The organism is Bacteroides sp. D1 (assembly GCF_000157095.2).
GTDB lineage: Bacteria > Bacteroidota > Bacteroidia > Bacteroidales > Bacteroidaceae > Bacteroides > Bacteroides xylanisolvens.
Genome location: NZ_JH114339.1, coordinates 347,258 through 365,285, shown reverse-complemented (window position 1 = coordinate 365,285; position 18,028 = coordinate 347,258). Strand labels below are relative to the sequence as shown.

The window sequence follows — 18,028 nt, the reverse complement described above, 5'->3', positions numbered from 1 at the left end:
TTATAGTGACATTATCCGAGAAGGATAGCGTCACTATCTCACACAATTATTTTTAATTTGATTTTTTATCAATAACCAATCGTGAATCTCTCCTGATGATGTTTCGGATATTCCAATTCATCAATCATTGCGGCAGCGTAATCTTCGACAGAGATATGGCTGTTCCCTACGATGTCTACAATCATATCATCTTTTCCCAACCGATAACGCCCTGTACGTACTCCCGGACGCATATCTGCTGCCGGAGAGAAGAACACCCAGTCTATTTCTTTCTCTTTCTTCAAGAAATTCAGATAAAACTCTCCTAAGGCTTTTACTCCCGGCAATATATTTTCGGGCACTTCGCCGGAATCCATCAAACGCAAGCCCGGAGCGATAAACAAAGAACCGGCACCGCCAACCATCAGAAAACGATTGACGCCAGCCTTCTTCACTCCATCAATTATAGTCAGATAAACTTTAATGGTTTCATCGTATATATCAGGATTATTCCATCCCGGATTGAACGCACTAACAACGGCATCCGCACCTTTACAAACGTCGGCCACTTCATCAAGCACGGCTACATCGGCTTTCACCACTTTCAGATTTTCATTCTCTATCTTTATCTTTTCCGGATGACGAACTACTGCTGTAACTTCGAAACCACGATTCAAAGCCTCGTTCAGAAGAGCAGAACCAACAAAGCCACTTGCTCCGATAAGGACTATCTTTTTCACTTTCTCCATATTCAAATCTATTATAATGTTACTACTATTATAATAGTAACACTACAATATTCAGAATGTTGGTTCTCTTTTAGAAAATTAATTATCCGATGTAAGATTCTATCGTCTCTCTTAGCCTCTCCAAAGAATAGAGTTTTGAAATAACGGCGTTACATCCGGCTTGAATAGCCTGTTGCTGTTCGGTATAAAAAGCATACGCAGTCACTGCAATAATAGGCACGGTCAGAGAAATCGTACGAATCTTTTCAGTAGCCTGAATACCGTCCATCACCGGCATACGAATATCCATCAGTATCAAATCCGGGCTTTCACGGATGAAACTATTGATAGCCTCCTGCCCCAATTCTGAAAAAGAGCATTTGCCCGTAATGATATCATACTCCCACAAAGCTATTTGATGAGCTGCAAGCATAGAAAGTATTTCCTGATAGTTTTCCCGTATGAGTTCGCTTTTCTCATTCGAAGAATATAAATTGATCGCTGGTTCCATAAGCATTATTGTTTTATTTTGTTTGGTGTACCACTGCAACGGCAGCAAATATAAACAAATAAAGCACAAGTTGTGCTCAATTTTCTATTTTTTACTTAGAAACAATTATCTTTGCTCATCCAAAAAGAAAAAACAATGAATCAAGATACGATCTGCGCTATCGCTACCGCCCAGGGCGGTGCTATCGGGAGCATCCGCGTTTCCGGTCCGGAAGCTATTTCTATCACTGGCAGCATATTCAAGCCCGCCAAGACTGGCAAATTATTGAGTGAGCAGAAACCATATACTTTGACATTCGGACGTATTTATGACGGGGACGAGATTATTGACGAAGTGCTCATCAGTCTTTTCCGTGCTCCTCATTCATACACAGGAGAAGATAGTACGGAAATCACATGCCACGGTTCTTCTTATATTCTTCAACAGGTGATGCAGTTGCTTATCAAGAACGGCTGCCGTATGGCCCAACCGGGAGAGTATACGCAACGTGCTTTCCTCAACGGAAAAATGGATTTAAGTCAGGCAGAGGCTGTGGCGGACTTGATCGCTTCTTCATCTGCTGCCACTCATCGTTTGGCTATGAGCCAGATGCGAGGTGGTTTCAGCAAAGAGCTGACGGAGTTACGCAACAAATTGCTGAATTTCACCTCTATGATTGAACTGGAACTGGACTTCAGCGAAGAAGATGTTGAATTTGCCGATCGTTCGGCATTAAGGAAGCTAGCAGATGAAATCGAACAGGTCATTTCGCGATTGGCTCATTCTTTTAGTGTTGGTAATGCTATTAAGAACGGTGTCCCCGTAGCTATTATCGGTGAAACGAATGCCGGAAAATCGACTTTACTGAATGTATTATTGAATGAGGATAAGGCGATTGTCAGTGATGTCCACGGGACAACGCGTGATGTGATCGAAGATACTATCAACATCGGAGGAATCACTTTCCGGTTCATTGATACTGCCGGAATCCGGGAAACCAATGATACGATTGAAAGTCTCGGTATCGAACGTACTTTCCAAAAGTTAGATCAGGCAGAGATTGTTCTTTGGATGGTAGATGCTGTGAATGCCGCTTCTCAAATTGAACAGTTATCAGAGAAGATTATCCCGCGTTGTGAAGGAAAGCATTTGATTGTTGTGTTCAATAAAGCTGACTTGATCGAAGACAAACAGAAAGAGAATTTATTATCTTTATTAAAAGACTTCCCCAAAGAATCTACGGAATCTATTTTCATCTCGGCCAAACAACGAGAGAACACAAGTGAACTGCAAAAAATGCTTATTGATGCCGCACACATGCCTACAGTGACACAAAATGATATTATTGTGACAAATGTAAGGCATTACGAAGCTTTAAATAAAGCTTTGGAAGCTATCCATAGAGTACAAAACGGACTTGATTCACAGATTTCCGGAGATTTTCTTTCGCAAGACATACGGGAGTGTATTTTCTTTATTTCGGACATAGCTGGTGAGGTTACGAATGACATGGTGCTTCAGAATATCTTTCAACATTTTTGCATCGGCAAGTGATACAAAGAAAAGAAAAGCATAAAAAGAGAAAATATAAATCTGTAAAGTGCGAAAAATCAATGATTTTATAAGGATTTGCATTTTCTCTTTTTCTCCATACTTTCTGCCTGTTTTCATATTTTTTTCGTAATTTTGTCCCCAGATTGTCCCCCGAAAGGGATGCGAGGGACAAAAATCTGTCCCCCGAAGACAATGAATCACATCTCTCATTAAAATAGGAACAGGCTATGACTAAGAAAACAACAATCCAGAAAGAACCCGTAAAATTACGGGAAAAGAAGTTGGCAAACGGTAACGTGAGCTTGTATCTCGACATCTACAGAAATGGGAAACGTCAGAAAGAGTATTTGAAACTTTATCTGATCGATGCCACTACTCCGCTGGAGCGTGAGCAAAACAGACAGACATTGGCAACCGCCCAGGCTATAAAATCCAAACGCCTCATTGAAATGCAGAATGGAGAGTATTCTTTCACTCGCCAATTCAAAGAAGATACTCCTTTTCTGGAATACTATCGGAAGATGGTTGAAGAAAGACACAAGAATCCTGAATCTGACGGAAACTGGGGTAACTGGAGAAGCTGCTTGCGTTATCTCGAAATCTATTGTGATGAGAAAACCACATTCAAAGATATTACTCCGGAGTTTATAAACGGCTTCAAGGATTTTTTGAACAATGTGGAAAAAGACACTCACAAGCGTACCGGTCCACGTAGGGAAAGGGATGTGTTTCAAGGCTTGTCCCAAAACTCAAAAGTCTCTTATTTCAATAAGCTCCGCGCCTGTATCAACCAGGCTTACGATGAAAGAATCATACCTGTAAATCCTTTGCGTGGAATCGAGGGATTCAAAGCCGCAGAAGTAAAGCGTGACTATCTGACCTTGGAAGAGGTAAAACAGTTGGCTGCTACTCCTTGCCGCTATCCTATTCTAAAAAGAGCTTTCCTCTTTTCATGCCTGACCGGACTTCGTAAAAGCGATATTCAGAAACTCACATGGAGCGAAGTTCAAAAATTTGGAGATTACACAAGAATCGTCTTCAAACAAAAGAAGACTGGCGGACAGGAGTATCTTGACATTTCCTCACAGGCAGAAAAATACCTCGGTGAAAGAGGCAACCCGGAAGATCCCGTATTTACAGGATTTACATACGGAGCTTGGACTTCATTGGAATTACAGCGTTGGAGCATGGCTGCCAATATCAATAAGAATCTGACCTTCCACTGCGGGAGACATACCTTCGCTGTGCTTATGCTTGACTTGGGCGCAGACATCTACACAGTATCAAAACTATTAGGACACAAAGAGTTGGCGACCACACAAATTTATGCAAAGGTGCTTGACAAAAACAAGCAGAATGCCGTATCATTGATTCCGGACATTGATTAAATCCCGTGCTTATGACAAGGCAAGAAACCGTTATAAAGATAACGAAGATTACCCGAATCGTCGGCGAAATGAAAAGCCAGTTGGATTTGGATGACGAAATCGAATTTGAAGCACTTGACTCTTCGTGGATGAATATCGGAAAATGGGCGAAAGAGATTTGTCTATATATGGAACAAGCCCCCTCTCCTCTTTTGGCAAACCTTATAACAAATAACGAATTTACCGTTCCTGTCGTAAACTATGTACAAAGTCATAGGCTGGAAATTGATTCTGCATACGTCAAGGTAATTGACTGTTATGCGAACAATATGCAAGCGTTGCTGTCACTTTGCAAAAGGCAAGAAGAGGAGGTGAAAGGCGAATATAAAGATTTGATTGAGCCTTTAGCCAATGAACAGGTGGCTACATTATTACAAAGAGCCATACGCGCAGGTCTCTTGGATGAACACTATCAGCCGATGCCGCAAACGAAGCCGCTGCAACTGAAAGTGATAGCCTATGCTGTATCTACCATCTGCAAACTTCCCAGCACCTACATCCTTTTTGAAAAGCAATGGAAAAGGGAATATGGAAAGCGATTCAGCACTTGGCGTGTTCCAAGATACAATACGGGACTTTACGAAACGACCAAAGCCCTCTACCCGGAAGTTGACTTTACTGAATTTGAGCCAACACATCAGACAGAGACATTCTACACGCCACAGAGTGAAGAAGATATAGCAGTGTTGTATCGAGATTTAGTGAAATACGGATACATCGCACCTGACACTGGCTTGAAAACATTTGTCGGCATTTTCAATAAAAAGACATTCAGCAAGCCGGTAGAATGGATTAAAACGCAACGGCAGTTGTCCTTTTTCGTCTATCAGGCATTTTACAAATTCAACAAGAAGGACTTGTGGATAAAAGGAGAATGTTGTTTCAGCATAAACGGACACACTCCGCACAAAGCTTGTTTTGTATCAGGTTACAGTTGGATTAAGCGAGCCGGATGGTTGGATAGGTATGATGTTAGATTAAAGGCTATCTGTGATAAGTTCAAACACATTGAAAATACGTTCAATGAAGAAACTTCTGATGAACGGCTTATTCATACGAGCAAAGTTGTATTTTACAGTCCGAATAGCGAAGATGAGATACATTCCATGTTCTCTGCCCTACTTGACGGTGGATATATCTCCTCCGACACCACATTTGCCGCATTCAAAGGTATTTTCGATGAAACGGTATTTGAACATCCTATAGTATGGATGAAAACACAGACTTCACTTATGTACTTTGTACATTTGGCCTTTAAGCAACACAATCCCTATGATGTATGGGTAAAGTGCGTAAACTGTTTCCGCTTGCAACGTGATAAAGTACCTAACAGAGAAAGTATGGATAGTAATTTTCGTTTTATAGTCAAAAAAGGATTGATTGACACATACGATATTCAACTAAAAACCATTGCAGATAACTATCTTAGCACTCAAAACAAAAACGCCATCAACGCAAAGGTGGCAAACAACAATACTTAAAATAATGTTTTATGTCAAAGAAATTATCTTTGCACCTCTCTCTTTTTGAAAAGAGCGATGCGAGGTTTCCAATGGACTCCTGCGCAGACCGGTAAAGAAGGGCTATTCCGGTTGGTTGAGCAAGCCCATAAGTCTTACAAAGACGAAGTCACCACACAGCAAAAAAGTTACAGGCGATACGTGCTTGACTTTACCCATTCACATCGGTTTCACGATGCGAATGATGCCTGGAGCAAGAATGAACATCTAAAGAATTACCACACGGTAATAGAGCTTCTGGGGAAGCATGAAATTTTGATTCGCAAACATTTCGACCATGACCTATTGGACGAAAATGGGATCATAAAACTTCTGAACGAATTTTACGCCATTGATCTGTCGGAATCCACTACCGAGTCCGACAACAGCAGTCCGGGGAATCCTATTCAGACCAATCAGAATACCAACATCAAACCTTTACTTGACAGACATACTCTGGACCTCATTGTGCAGCTTGCCAATGAGGTCTGTTTGTTTAAGGAAGTTTTGGATGCAGACAATGTTGCCATTTGTTATGCGGCAGACACATTGCAGACTGTGACTTCAAGAAACAACAGCAAATTGGTTTTATTGTTGGACAAACTGGCTTCACACGATGTGATAACCTATAACTGGCAATCGGTAATTGCCCAAAAACATCTTGTCATCAGTTCTTCAAGGAAGAAATTACTGACCCAACACGATATGTCATCAACCCTCAATCGGATAAAAGACACCACTCCCAACGCCATAGATAAGCAGTTTTTGGCAATCATAGACAAGTATATCACTCTAATCAAAAACAGAGAAGTATAACAAAGGAATAACAAATTGTTGAGAGTTGTATTGAGAATTGTGTTGATACTCAACAATCTCAACATAATCAAGCGAATATACTCATCTACCTTTGCCCTCCGTAATCGATTACTCACGGAGGGCATACCTCCCATTGTCAAATTTAACAGCATCAATCAATGAGACATCGAAGAACGACAAATGAAAATAAGATGCTCTCCAAAATGGAGAACATGATTTCGATGATGGCAACGGAGAAACCTTTTGAACGGCTCCAATCGTTAGAACAAAAGATCAACGAAGTGGATAAAATCCAGACCATCGAGAATTACATTGCACAGTTGAAAGAGCGTATTTGGGCAGTCAAGGAAGTGCTGACTACCGCTGAAGCTTCTGCTTATCTCGGTTTGTCCGAGAGTTATATCTACAAACTCACTTCTCTCAAGCAAATACCACACTACAAGCCAAACGGCAAATTGGTGTATTTCAACAGAAAGGAACTTTGCGAATGGGCAATGAGAAATCAAGTACAAACAATAGGGCAACCTGCTGCTATAACAAGAGAAGAATTATGAATAGAAAAGAAATAGACTTACTACTCTCCCGTATCGAAGGATTGAAATCATTCCTCGAAAACAACTCCTTGGAAAATTTTCAGCAGGAAATCCTGAATGTTGAAAATTACCTGAAACGATTCGGTTCTTTGGCCGAACTGCTATCCCATCTTGAAAATGTGGAAAAGATAGCTTATGCCGCAAAAGAGTTTCTCAATATAGACGAGGTAGCCGCCTATCTACAAGTGTCCAAAGGCTATGTCTATAAGTTAACCATGCAGAAAGAACTTACCGTGTATAAGCCGAATGGAAAAAACATATTCATTCTCAGGGATGACCTGAACCGATGGATAAAGCGCAACCCCTGTTTCTCCAATACAGAAATAGAAAGGCAAGCCAATATCATCGCTTACACATTGGGACAAAAAAGTAAGAACAAACCAACAAAAGGAGGGAAAAAATAATGCAACCTGATATGATACAACCCAACAATTATCGGATAGACGAAGCCAAATATAAGTCTTTATTGAAATATATACGGCTGAGTGTTACCGAAAAATATGAGTTTCCACAGGAAATCGTACAAATAGACGGTGTTACCATTGCCACAATCGGAAATTTCAGTGCTTCCACCGGCAAACCCAAAAGCAAAAAGACATTCAATGTCAGTGCTATTGTCGCATCGGCTCTTTCCGGAAAGGAGATTCTAAAGTACAAAGCAGAACTGCCATCTTGCAAGAATCGAATCCTATACATCGACACAGAACAAAGCAAGTGCCATTGCCACAAAGTGCTTCATCGAATCCTCAAACTGGCAGGATTGCCTACTGACCAGGAAAATGACAACATCCAATTCTTGGTTCTGCGAGAATACACTCCCGACCAAAGGAGAGATATTATACGATGGGCACTCCACGAAGAGCAAAACATCGGGCTCGTAATCATTGACGGCATCCGTGATTTAATCCATGACATAAACAGTCCCAGTGAATCTCTTGACATAATCAATGAACTGATGAGATGGTCAAGCTATTACGAACTGCATATCCACACCGTCTTACATCTAAACAAAGGGGATGACAATACCAGAGGGCATATCGGAACAGAACTGAACAATAAGGCCGAGACTATCCTGCAAATATCAAAAAACAATGAAAATGGAAAAATCAGCGAAGTAAGAGCCATGCACATAAGGGACAGGGAATTTACGCCTTTCGCATTTGAAATCGGAGAAGACTCTCTCCCACACCTGGTAAAAGAACATCAATTCAAAAAGAACAAAATGGACAGACTGGCTTCTTATATAGATATGACCGAGCAGCAACACCGAACCGCCTTGGAAGTAACCTTTGAAGAATGCGCGGAATATGGCTATCAATCTTTGCTTGAAGCTCTTAAAAAGGGATATGAGAGCATTGGGTATTCAAGAGGAAGAAACACATTGGTAAACTTGTGTAAGTTCCTGTTGGAAAATCATGCCATTACAAAAAACGGTCGTACCTACTCCTATAACCCTTCATTCCACCTCTAACCGGTATGGTTTAGTTTGTGGGTATATATAAGTAAACCATACTAAAATGAATATCAACGAAGCAAAACAGATACGGCTTGTGGAATATCTGCGGATAATAGGACATTCTCCGGTCAATGCGCGTGGCTGCCAGTATTGGTACCTCTCCCCATTGCGAGAGGAACGTACCCCCTCGTTCAAGGTCAACGATAATTTGAACGAATGGTACGACTTTGGGCTTTCTGCCGGAGGTGACATCATAGAACTGGGAAAACACCTTTATCGTACTGGCAATGTAAGTGTGGTATTGCTCCGTATCAGCGAGAATGCCATTGGCGTACCTTTTCAACAGTTACAAAGCCGGAGTGTCCGCCCCTGTCCTATCGAGGAAGAAATGGAAAACGTGGAAGTAAGAGAACTGAGCCACCATGCCCTGTTGTCTTACCTCCGTTCCAGGTATATCAGCGAGAATATCGGCAGGCTATATTGCAAGGAAATTCATTATGAGCTACGCAAAAGACACTATTTCGCCATAGCCTTTGAAAACAAGACCGGCGGTTACGAGGTGCGCAATCCTTATTATAAAGGATGTATAAAGGGGAAAGACATATCCGTCATCAGGTATAACAAGGATATAATCCAAAACCATGTCTGCGTGTTCGAGGGCTTTATGGACTTCTTGTCTTACCAAGAACTTCATAGAAAAGGAGACTATCATGTCTGCATCGACAGTCCTACCGATTTTCTTGTGATGAACTCAGTCAGTAATCTGAAAAAGTGTCTTGTGGAACTGGAACGGTACACCGCCATCCATTGCTATCTGGATAACGACCTTGCCGGGCGAAAAACAGTCGAAACTATTGCCGGACTTTGTGGCAACCGTGTAACTGACCATTCGGAATGTTATTATAATTACAAAGACCTCAATGACTATCTGAGAGGCAAAAGGCGTTAGTCTTTGTATTCCCTTTGATAGAAATATAGTATCCACGAAAGGCTCTCCGCACAGGAGGGATTTTCGTGGATATGTGTGTAAGTAAACCTGGTTATGGATTTTTCCTATTATCTATTTGGCTATAATCTCCCAATAGCCGGTCTTAGTAGAACCTACCCTCTTAATAACATTCAATTCCTGAAGCTGCTTCATTGTTTGGGCGACCCACCTTCTTGAATAACCTGTCAGATTAGCAAGGTCTGTCATGGTTACTTTGGGATTGATTTGTATTTGTTCCAAAATTTGTAGTGCAGTTTTTGGTGCAGTTTGTAGTGCAGTTTGTAGTGCAGTTTGTAGTGCAGTTTTGAGTGCACCTCGCCTTGATGCCTTCACGGAAGCATCTTTGTTGGCTATGTCGGCTATTATATTTCCGGCAGCTTCGTGGCAAGGAATCGTGATGCGGAAGAATGTGCGGTCTTCATCCGTGACAACGGTTGCACGTGGAGAGCCATTATTCTCCAACACATTTTGTATGGTCGGAATACCTGTAGAACGCCCTTCGGTCATGTCCAGTTCTTTAAGATATTCACCCAAGCGACGGTTGCGGTAACGTTTTGATACAAGAATCTCACAACGGGAAATGTCAGCGGCAGATATACTTCGATCCGGGCCACCCACATTTTGAATGGTAATACTATCCGGCTCTACTGTTATTACGACAGGTTCCCATTCCCGATAGTCACGATGATAAAGCGAGTTCGTGACACTTTCTTCTAATGCCTGATAAGGATAAGTATAGAATTTCCTACTGCGATAGTCATTCTCCGGTTTGATGATACTCTGCATCACGAGCATACGCTTCAAGTATTCCAAGGTGCGGTCTATAATCTGCGGAACAGAACCTGTGATGACTGCTCCTTCGTAAAGGTTACTCGGATTATTCAGCCTTCCTTCAGGGAAATAGACAATCTCCACCTGTGTCCGCTTGAAAAATTTGCTTGGATTCTCACAGAACATCATGGCAGCCACATTTCTCAGCATACGTTTTTCCTTCGGACCGACAAACAAGTCCATCTGCTCCAGAATCTCTTGCAGTGGTCTGATGTTAATCTCGCTTGCCAGTTTGCTTCCGACTTTCACCAGGTATTCACGCAAAAGCAAAGTGGATATGTCTTCCAAACGAATGTCAGGGTTGCCCCTTTCATCAAATGGCACACGACTGGCAAGTTCGCGAAGCTCATCCAGCACCTCACCTTTGGCGATAATGCTGCTTGTTCCACTGCGGATATAGAAGTATTCCTTGGAACCGTTCTTTGCCGTTACATTCTCCGGAACAGAATACGGACGGTTAATCCCGGCAGGGCACCATATTACGAGTACAGTCTTGCCGTCCACTTCCTCCGTGCTTGTCCGAGGCATATAGTACGGGGCTATCTTGTTATTATAGCCGACCATATCCTGAAGGATGTCATCAATCTCTTCAATGGGTATTCCTTCAACAGGCCGAATGGCAACTCCGGTCTTGTCGTCAGTGTCAACGCCTACCACGATATAACCGCCACCAAGGTCGTCAAAATCATTTGCGAAAGCGCATACGCTGTGGTATATGCTCACCGGATTCCAACCTTTCTTAAATTCAATCCGATTGGATTCTATCCTCTGTTTGTTCAGCAGGTCGTCTATGTTGATAGCAAGTGCCATAATTATTCATCCGCTTAATGGTAATTGTTCTCTGTTCGTCTTTCAAAATATACATGGCAGTTTTGCGTTTTCGTCTTTTATTACCACAAACACCTTGAAAATCTGTTGCAAAGTTAATGATTTTGCACGAGTTGAGCAAAGAAACGGGTGATTGGTTTAATAGTCATTGATGAATAAGAGACTTTCATCTGATCTTCTTTGGAAAATACAAGTAAAGACATTAAGCCGGGCAAACCGGACAACCTGTTCATCTTTCATCCTCGTCTCAATCCGGCTCGTTTTTCGGTTCAAAATTGCGCTTAAAGTATGATAATTGAGTATGATTTTAGATTTTCTCAGAATAATGTTTAATATTCAGCCGCTTTTCGCAAGGATATTTCGTAGTATGAAATTATTGTATTTCCTTTGCGTTCATATTTTAATCATATTCTAAAATCAGACTATAAGATATGAAAGCATATTTCATCTTCGCCATTGCGCTGACCGTGGCATACATCATCTACTACGCTGTGATGATAGCAAGAGACCTTTATGGTAAAAACGAAGAAAAGATAAAATCCGGAGAAGAAGAATTTGACGTGAGCGATTTTGACGAGGAAGAAAGCGTCAGCGTGGTGGAGAACGACAAGGGATTCAATATCGGAGATAACGAGTATGAGACACACTACATCGATGAGACACAGAATGTGTCGGAGGAAACAAATCCCACAGACGAAAAGCCGAGACAGGATGTCATCGAGGCTCTGAACAACAAGGTCAAGGCTAACATGGAAGAGACACAGGTTACCTTCTCCAATCCTTATAACTCCGCAGAGCTGTACAAGCTGATGATTCAAAATGGCATTGGAGAATTGCATCCGGACGGAGGTGTAACCACCAAGAACGTAATTGATGAACTATGACCCGACACAATGGCAAAAGAATACTAAGCGCACTGTGTACGCTGCTCCCTTGTTCCGTCTTCGCTAAAAGCGGCGGCGTGAACTACTCGTGGGGAGCGGACGCACTGGCTTCCATGCACGACTATGTGGTGACGATGATGCTCTATGTCCAGTATATCATTTACGCGGTTGCAGGAGGTTTTGCGGTCATAGCCGCATTCCAGATATACATCAAGATGAACACGGGCGAGGACGGAATAACCAAGCACATACTCACGCTGGTCGGGGCCTGCCTTTTCATCATAGGTGCAACAATAGTCTTCCCGGCATTTTTCGGCTATCGAATTTAGAAAATCACGAGTGTAAAACAATCAATAAAGTTCAATTAAAACAAGACAAGTATGTTTGAAAAAGTAAAACGATTCGCAAAGAAAATCGCGACTTCAAAGAAAACGCAGATGACCTGCCTGATGGTAATGTGCGGTGTGACCGCTTTGATGGCACAGACTACCGCAGGAGACTACTCGGCCGGAACAGCGGCACTGACCCAAGTGAGCGAGGAAATCGCCAAGTATGTTCCTATCGTGGTGAAACTCTGTTACGCCATTGCCGGTGTGGTAGCCGTAGTGGGTGCGATCTCGGTATATATCGCGATGAACAACGAGGAGCAGGATGTCAAGAAGAAAATCATGATGGTGGTCGGAGCCTGCATCTTCCTTATCGCGGCAGCCCAGGCACTTCCTCTGTTCTTCGGACTCTCCTAAACCGCAGGTATCATGAACGGGAAAGAGGAACACTATCCGGATTATCCATTGTTCAAGGGGCTGCAACGTCCCCTTGAATTTATGGGTATTCAGGGTCGCTACATCTATTGGGCGGCAGCCACGATAGGCATCGCCATTGTCGGCTTCATCATAGCCTACTGTATGGCAGGATTCGTCCTTGCCCTGATTGTCCTGTCCGTCACCGTGACAAGCGGTGTGGGACTGATTCTGTTCAAGCAGCGCAAGGGATTGCACAGCAAACGGCTGGAACGTGGGGTGTTCATCTATGCCTACTCAAAGAAAATGTAACAGAAAACCATTTGACCATGAATGGATATATTGAATGTTGAACGTGGGTGGGCTTGACCTTTCAATAGGTCAGCCTGCCCTTAATTGTAAACAGCCGAATGATTATATATGTTTTCATAGTCTTCATTGCCCTTTGCGTGGGCATGGCCGTGTCGGTCTATGCCTTTGGAACTGGCGGCAAGCGGAAACGCATCTTTCAGGACATCTATTTCTCCGTGGAAGAAGCGGACGGGATTGGTGTGATATATACCAAGACCGGAGAGTATTCCGCCGTGCTGAAACTGGAGAACCCGGTACAGAAGTATTGCGCCAATATCGACTCTTACTATGAGTTCACGCAACTTTTCACCGCCATTGCCCAGACTTTGGGAGAAGGCTATGCCATACACAAGCAGGATATTTTTATCCGGAAGAATTTCACGGAAGAGAGTGACGAGAACCGTGAATTTCTCTCCACATCCTATTTCCGTTACTTCAACGGAAGACCTTATACCGACAGCGAATGTTACCTGACTATCACTCAGGAAGTCAAGAAAAGCCGTCTGTTTTCTTTTGACGGCAAGAAGTGGCGAGACTTCCTTGTAAAGATACGCAAGGTTCACGACCAACTGCGTGATGCCGGCGTACAGGTGAGATTCCTGAACAGGCAGGAAGTCAATGAATATGTTGACCGCTATTTCGCCATGAACTTCCGTGACAAGGTAGTCTCGATGACTAACTTCAAGGTGAATGATGAATGTATCTCCATGGGAGACAAACGGTGCAAGGTGTATAGCCTTGTGGATGTGGATAACGTGAGCCTGCCGTCTGTCATCCATCCCTACACCAACGTGGAAGTCAACAACAGCAGTATGCCGATGGATCTGGTGTCGGTTGTGTCCGGCATTCCCAATACCGAAGCGGTGGTGTATAACCAGATGATATTCATTCCCAACCAAAAGAGAGAACTGGCCTTGCTTGACAAAAAGAAGAACCGCCATGCGAGTATGCCCAATCCCGGTAATCAAATGGCGGTAGAAGACATCAAGCGTGTGCAGGAGGTGGTGGCAAGGGAAAGCAAGCAACTGGTCTATACGCACTACAATCTTGTAGTAGCCATGTCCGCGGACACCGACCTCCACAAATGCACCAACCATCTGGAAAACCAGTTTTCAAGGATGGGCATCCATATTTCCAAAAGAGCCTACAACCAGTTGGAGCTGTTCGTCAACTCCTTTCCGGGCAACTGTTACGGTATGAATCCCGACTATGACCGTTTCCTTACCTTGGGTGATGCGGCAGCCTGTCTGATGTACAAGGAACGCATCCTGCATAGCGAGAAAACTCCTTTGAAGATATATTACACGGACAGGCAAGGCGTGCCTGTGGCTATCGACATCACAGGAAAAGAGGGCGCGGAGAAATTGACCGACAACAGTAATTTTTTCTGTCTGGGTCCAAGTGGCAGCGGCAAATCCTTCCACATGAACAGCGTTGTGCGCCAGCTTCACGAGCAAGGGACGGACGTGGTAATGGTAGATACCGGTAACTCATACGAGGGATTGTGCGAGTATTTGGGTGGAAAATATATATCTTACACGGAGGAATGCCCGATTACGATGAACCCTTTCCGCATCAACAGGCAGGAATTGAACGTGGAAAAGACAGGCTTCCTGAAAAATCTCGTGCTGCTGATTTGGAAAGGCAGCCAAGGGACGGTCACCAAAACGGAAGACAGGCTGATCGAGCAGGTCATCACCGAATATTACGATACCTACTTCAACGGTTTCGATGGTTTCACCCCACCCCAACGGGAGGATTTGCGCAAAAGCCTTTTGATTGACGAACGAAACAAAAGCGGCAATCGCGCTGAAAGTGAAACGGAACTGAACGCACGGATAGAAACTGTCATAGACGAGATAGAACGCAGGAGAAAGGAACTGAAAGTGGAATCACTGTCATTCAACACATTCTATGAGTTCTCCGTACAACGCATTCCCGACATCTGCAATGAAAACAGTATAACCGGGATAGACATTTCCACCTACCGGTATATGATGAAAGATTTCTATCGAGGTGGCAACCACGACAAGACGCTGAACGAAAACATGGACAGTTCGCTGTTTGATGAGACCTTCATTGTCTTTGAAATCGATTCCATAAAAGGTGCGCCCGTCAAGGCTGCATAAATAACTATTCCTTTAGCAAGGAATTAGGCAAGAGTACATTGAAATGACCTATCATCCACCTACTTATCCATTCAACGAAAGACGATGGGGAGTGTAGCATGTAGGAAAAGCCATGAGTCAATTAGCTATCAAGTTGCGACTGAATGGTAGGATGAAATGATAGACAAAGGATAAAATCCATACTGATTAAATGATAGTCCAAGCGGTATTCGGCTGTACCTGCAACGTAAGATAGCTAAACTCGTTGTATCGTGACACTCATTTTCCAGTCTTTGAGGAGAATAGAGCATGTACATGTCACGACGCATCTGCAATAAGCAGAAACGGACGGAAGTCATATCCTCCTGTCTATCACGCAATAGTTATTATGCAAGCAAACGGGGATTGCCTAAATCGGAAAGCCAGTTGTAAGGCTATGAGGTGCAGACCTCTGAATATCCGACAAGGCAACGGAGCCTCCGTAGTAGTCCGAGCAGGGTAACGTCCTGTACATGGCGAAGGGAGGCAGTTAATTCTTTTAATACAATTAATGAAAAATGTGTGAGACATTATGAGAAGTTCAGAAAAAGTATTAAACAGTCTGGCTAAACATAGTCAACAACCAGACTACAAATTTGAGAGGCTTTATCGCCTATTGTTCAACGAACAGATATACTACGTTGCCTATCAACGTATTTATGCGAAAGAAGGCAACATGACCAAAGGTGCAGACAATGCCACCATTGACCACATGAGTATATCTCGTATCGAAAAGCTGATTACTTCGTTGAAAAACGAGACTTATCAGCCAATCCCGTCAAGAAGGGTGTATATTCCCAAAAAGAATGGGAAAAAACGTCCTCTTGGAATACCTACGTTCAATGATAAACTTTTGCAAGAAGTAGTCAGAATGATTTTGGAAGCAATCTATGAAGGTAGCTTTGATGCAAACTCTCACGGATTCAGACCTAAACGTAGCTGTCATACGGCGTTACGTCAAATCCAACAGACATTCAACGGAGCAAGCTGGTTTATAGAAGGAGACATCAAAGGTTTCTTTGATAATATCAATCACGATGTAATGATTTCTATTCTCAGAAAACGCATCGCCGATGAACGTTTTATCCGACTAATCCGCAAGTTTCTGAACGCAGGATATATTGAAGACTGGATATTTAATAAAGCATACAGTGGAACACCCCAAGGTGGTATTATCAGTCCAATTCTGGCTAATATATACCTTGACCAGTTTGACCGCTATATGCGAGAATACATATCCCAGTTTGATAAGGGAAAAGAACGAAAGGATAATCCCGAACGTATCAAATTTGAGTATGGGAAACGACTTGCAGTATTGAAACTTAAAAAGGTAACAAGCATGAAAGAGCGTAAACTAATCATCAAAGAAATAAAACGCTTTGACAGAGAAAGAACCATGATTTCATGTGGCGTAGAAATGGACTACGATTTCAGACGACTGAAGTATGTTCGTTATGCTGATGATTTTTTGTGTGCCGTAATAGGAACGAAAGACGAAGCGAAAGTTATCAAACAGGATATTAAGAGATTCCTTGAAGAGAAACTTTCTCTTGAACTATCAGAAGATAAAACCCTTATCACCCACGGAAAGAAATCGGCTAAGTTCCTCGGTTATGAAATCTATGTTCGTAAATCCGCACAGACCAAGAGAAACAAGGCAGGCAAACTGACAAGACCTTACAACAATAAGATTTATCTGAAAATGCCTACCGAGGTGGTTCGGAAGAAACTGCTTGACTATGATGCGCTGCAAATTAAAGTGCATAATGGCAAGGAAAGGTATAAACCAAAACACCGTACATATCTTATAAATAATGACGATTTGGAAATCTTGGAAAGATACAATGCGGAAATCAGAGGTCTTTACAATTTTTATTCACTTGCAAACAACTGCCATACACTCCATACTTTCAAGTACATTATGGAATACAGTATGTATAAGACTTTTGCAGCCAAATATAAAAGTACGGTTGTGAAAATCTGCAAGAAGTATAAGAAAGACAAGGTGTTTACGGTAAGTTATAAAAATAAAAACGGTAAGACTTTGACACGCCAATTCTACCATGACGGTTTCAAGCGAAAAAGGCAAGATTATGCACAATGTTGCGACAAAGAGCCAGTTCGCTATTTCTACACAGCAACAAGCCTTATAGACAGACTAAAGGCAAAACGTTGTGAATTATGTGGAAAAGAGAACGTCAAACTTGACATGCACCATGTACGCAAACTCAAAAATCTACAAGAAAAAGAAGATTGGGAACGCCACATGATTGCACGAAAACGCAAGACAATAGCACTTTGCCGAAGTTGTCATAAAAAAGTTGACGGTGGATGGAAAGACTGATAGAATTAATGGAGAGCCGGATACGCCGAAATGTGTACGTCCGGTTCGGGGGCGAGCATTTGAAAACCTACCATAGTAATATGGAAAGGCGTTGGGTGCTTAGCCTACATGACCCGCTCCTGTTCCCCTTGGTGACACTCATCATCATGGACGTGTTCCTGCAAAAGATGCGTATCAAGAAGAACCGCAAAGTCCTGGTCATTGAGGAGGCATGGAAAGCCATAGCCAGCCCTCTTATGGCAGAATACATCAAATTCATGTGTGCGCCCGTAAAGGTTGCATCGTAAATATCTCTTTGGCAAGAGATTAGGAAAGTGTTCTTTGAAAATGACCTATCATCAGCCGACTTATCTGTTTACGGGAAAACTTAACC

The 18,028-nt window shown here is 42.7% G+C and carries 16 protein-coding genes and 2 pseudogenes; 15 read left to right on the top strand and 3 right to left on the bottom strand.

From position 1 onward, the window contains the following. Nucleotides 1-68 precede the first annotated feature (68 nt). Nucleotides 69-728, bottom strand: a complete 660-nt coding sequence (locus BSAG_RS12915; RefSeq protein ID WP_004316487.1) for an NAD(P)-dependent oxidoreductase — start codon at nt 726-728, stop codon at nt 69-71. 82 nt (nt 729-810) lie between these two features. Then, nucleotides 811-1,068 (bottom strand): annotated as a pseudogene (locus BSAG_RS25635) (response regulator); the annotation flags it as partial. A 285-nt stretch (nt 1,069-1,353) separates the two neighbouring features. On the opposite strand from BSAG_RS25635, the gene mnmE reads away from it, so the two are divergent. The 8 genes from mnmE (at nt 1,354) to BSAG_RS12960 (ending at nt 9,491) form a co-directional block, all read left to right on the top strand. Beyond that, entirely contained in the window at nt 1,354-2,751 is a 1,398-nt protein-coding gene (gene mnmE / locus BSAG_RS12925; RefSeq protein WP_004316490.1) for a tRNA uridine-5-carboxymethylaminomethyl(34) synthesis GTPase MnmE, read from the top strand. A gap of 227 nt (nt 2,752-2,978) precedes the next feature. Further along, nucleotides 2,979-4,139 carry a site-specific integrase gene (locus BSAG_RS12930; protein ID WP_008770795.1) on the top strand — a complete coding sequence of 387 codons (1,161 nt, stop codon included), beginning with the start codon at nt 2,979-2,981 and terminating at the stop codon, nt 4,137-4,139. A gap of 11 nt (nt 4,140-4,150) precedes the next feature. Beyond that, nucleotides 4,151-5,659, top strand: a complete 1,509-nt coding sequence (locus tag BSAG_RS12935; protein ID WP_008997489.1) for a hypothetical protein — start codon at nt 4,151-4,153, stop codon at nt 5,657-5,659. Nucleotides 5,660-5,716: 57 nt separating this feature from the next. Next, complete coding sequence (locus BSAG_RS12940; protein ID WP_008997488.1) at nt 5,717-6,493, top strand: hypothetical protein; 777 nt, start codon at nt 5,717-5,719, stop codon at nt 6,491-6,493. A gap of 158 nt (nt 6,494-6,651) precedes the next feature. Beyond that, a complete protein-coding gene (locus BSAG_RS12945) occupies nt 6,652-7,047 on the top strand; it encodes a helix-turn-helix domain-containing protein (protein ID WP_008770792.1) in 396 nt (131 codons plus the stop codon). Then, on the top strand, nt 7,044-7,490 hold the full coding sequence (locus tag BSAG_RS12950; RefSeq protein ID WP_008770791.1) for a helix-turn-helix domain-containing protein: 447 nt from the start codon (nt 7,044-7,046) through the stop codon (nt 7,488-7,490). The genes BSAG_RS12945 and BSAG_RS12950 overlap by 4 nt, the downstream gene beginning before the upstream one ends. Further along, complete coding sequence (locus BSAG_RS12955; protein ID WP_008770790.1) at nt 7,490-8,557, top strand: AAA family ATPase; 1,068 nt, start codon at nt 7,490-7,492, stop codon at nt 8,555-8,557. The genes BSAG_RS12950 and BSAG_RS12955 overlap by 1 nt, the downstream gene beginning before the upstream one ends. A 46-nt stretch (nt 8,558-8,603) precedes the next feature. Continuing rightward, nucleotides 8,604-9,491, top strand: a complete 888-nt coding sequence (locus tag BSAG_RS12960; RefSeq protein WP_008770789.1) for a toprim domain-containing protein — start codon at nt 8,604-8,606, stop codon at nt 9,489-9,491. Between the two features lie 111 nt (nt 9,492-9,602). Here the strand turns inward: BSAG_RS12960 and BSAG_RS12965 are convergent, their stop codons facing one another. After that, nucleotides 9,603-11,171 (bottom strand): RNA-binding domain-containing protein, encoded by a 1,569-nt coding sequence (locus tag BSAG_RS12965; RefSeq protein ID WP_008770788.1) that lies wholly within the window; start codon nt 11,169-11,171, stop codon nt 9,603-9,605. Nucleotides 11,172-11,620: 449 nt separating this feature from the next. Here BSAG_RS12965 and BSAG_RS12970 point away from each other — a divergent pair, with 449 nt between their 5' ends. The 7 genes and pseudogenes from BSAG_RS12970 to BSAG_RS0223145 all read left to right on the top strand — a co-directional run. Then, entirely contained in the window at nt 11,621-12,073 is a 453-nt protein-coding gene (locus BSAG_RS12970) for a hypothetical protein (RefSeq protein ID WP_008770787.1), read from the top strand. Then, nucleotides 12,070-12,402 carry a DUF4134 domain-containing protein gene (locus tag BSAG_RS12975; RefSeq protein ID WP_008770786.1) on the top strand — a complete coding sequence of 111 codons (333 nt, stop codon included), beginning with the start codon at nt 12,070-12,072 and terminating at the stop codon, nt 12,400-12,402. The genes BSAG_RS12970 and BSAG_RS12975 overlap by 4 nt, the downstream gene beginning before the upstream one ends. 51 nt (nt 12,403-12,453) lie before the next feature. Continuing rightward, nucleotides 12,454-12,816 carry a DUF4134 domain-containing protein gene (locus BSAG_RS12980; protein WP_008770785.1) on the top strand — a complete coding sequence of 121 codons (363 nt, stop codon included), beginning with the start codon at nt 12,454-12,456 and terminating at the stop codon, nt 12,814-12,816. A 12-nt stretch (nt 12,817-12,828) separates the two neighbouring features. Next, nucleotides 12,829-13,125, top strand: a complete 297-nt coding sequence (locus BSAG_RS12985) for a DUF4133 domain-containing protein (protein WP_008770784.1) — start codon at nt 12,829-12,831, stop codon at nt 13,123-13,125. 98 nt (nt 13,126-13,223) lie between these two features. Beyond that, entirely contained in the window at nt 13,224-15,293 is a 2,070-nt protein-coding gene (locus BSAG_RS12990; protein WP_008997486.1) for a helicase HerA domain-containing protein, read from the top strand. A gap of 550 nt (nt 15,294-15,843) precedes the next feature. Further along, nucleotides 15,844-17,655, top strand: coding sequence for a reverse transcriptase/maturase family protein (locus BSAG_RS12995; RefSeq protein WP_008771517.1), 1,812 nt, complete (start codon nt 15,844-15,846; stop codon nt 17,653-17,655). A 47-nt stretch (nt 17,656-17,702) separates the two neighbouring features. Further along, nucleotides 17,703-17,915 (top strand): annotated as a pseudogene (locus BSAG_RS0223145) (conjugal transfer protein TraG); the annotation flags it as partial. Between the last annotated feature and the right edge of the window lie 113 nt (nt 17,916-18,028).

Coding starts and splice junctions, on each gene's coding strand:
- BSAG_RS12985 (WP_008770784.1), top strand. CDS start 12,829: ATGAACGGGAAAGAGGAACACTATCCGGATTATCCATTGTTCAAGGGG.
- BSAG_RS12960 (WP_008770789.1), top strand. CDS start 8,604: ATGAATATCAACGAAGCAAAACAGATACGGCTTGTGGAATATCTGCGG.
- BSAG_RS12950 (WP_008770791.1), top strand. CDS start 7,044: ATGAATAGAAAAGAAATAGACTTACTACTCTCCCGTATCGAAGGATTG.
- BSAG_RS12990 (WP_008997486.1), top strand. CDS start 13,224: ATGATTATATATGTTTTCATAGTCTTCATTGCCCTTTGCGTGGGCATG.
- BSAG_RS12970 (WP_008770787.1), top strand. CDS start 11,621: ATGAAAGCATATTTCATCTTCGCCATTGCGCTGACCGTGGCATACATC.
- BSAG_RS12930 (WP_008770795.1), top strand. CDS start 2,979: ATGACTAAGAAAACAACAATCCAGAAAGAACCCGTAAAATTACGGGAA.
- mnmE (WP_004316490.1), top strand. CDS start 1,354: ATGAATCAAGATACGATCTGCGCTATCGCTACCGCCCAGGGCGGTGCT.
- BSAG_RS12955 (WP_008770790.1), top strand. CDS start 7,490: ATGCAACCTGATATGATACAACCCAACAATTATCGGATAGACGAAGCC.
- BSAG_RS12965 (WP_008770788.1), bottom strand. CDS start 11,171: ATGGCACTTGCTATCAACATAGACGACCTGCTGAACAAACAGAGGATA.
- BSAG_RS12975 (WP_008770786.1), top strand. CDS start 12,070: ATGACCCGACACAATGGCAAAAGAATACTAAGCGCACTGTGTACGCTG.
- BSAG_RS12915 (WP_004316487.1), bottom strand. CDS start 728: ATGGAGAAAGTGAAAAAGATAGTCCTTATCGGAGCAAGTGGCTTTGTT.
- BSAG_RS12945 (WP_008770792.1), top strand. CDS start 6,652: ATGAGACATCGAAGAACGACAAATGAAAATAAGATGCTCTCCAAAATG.
- BSAG_RS12935 (WP_008997489.1), top strand. CDS start 4,151: ATGACAAGGCAAGAAACCGTTATAAAGATAACGAAGATTACCCGAATC.
- BSAG_RS12995 (WP_008771517.1), top strand. CDS start 15,844: ATGAGAAGTTCAGAAAAAGTATTAAACAGTCTGGCTAAACATAGTCAA.
- BSAG_RS12980 (WP_008770785.1), top strand. CDS start 12,454: ATGTTTGAAAAAGTAAAACGATTCGCAAAGAAAATCGCGACTTCAAAG.
- BSAG_RS12940 (WP_008997488.1), top strand. CDS start 5,717: ATGCGAGGTTTCCAATGGACTCCTGCGCAGACCGGTAAAGAAGGGCTA.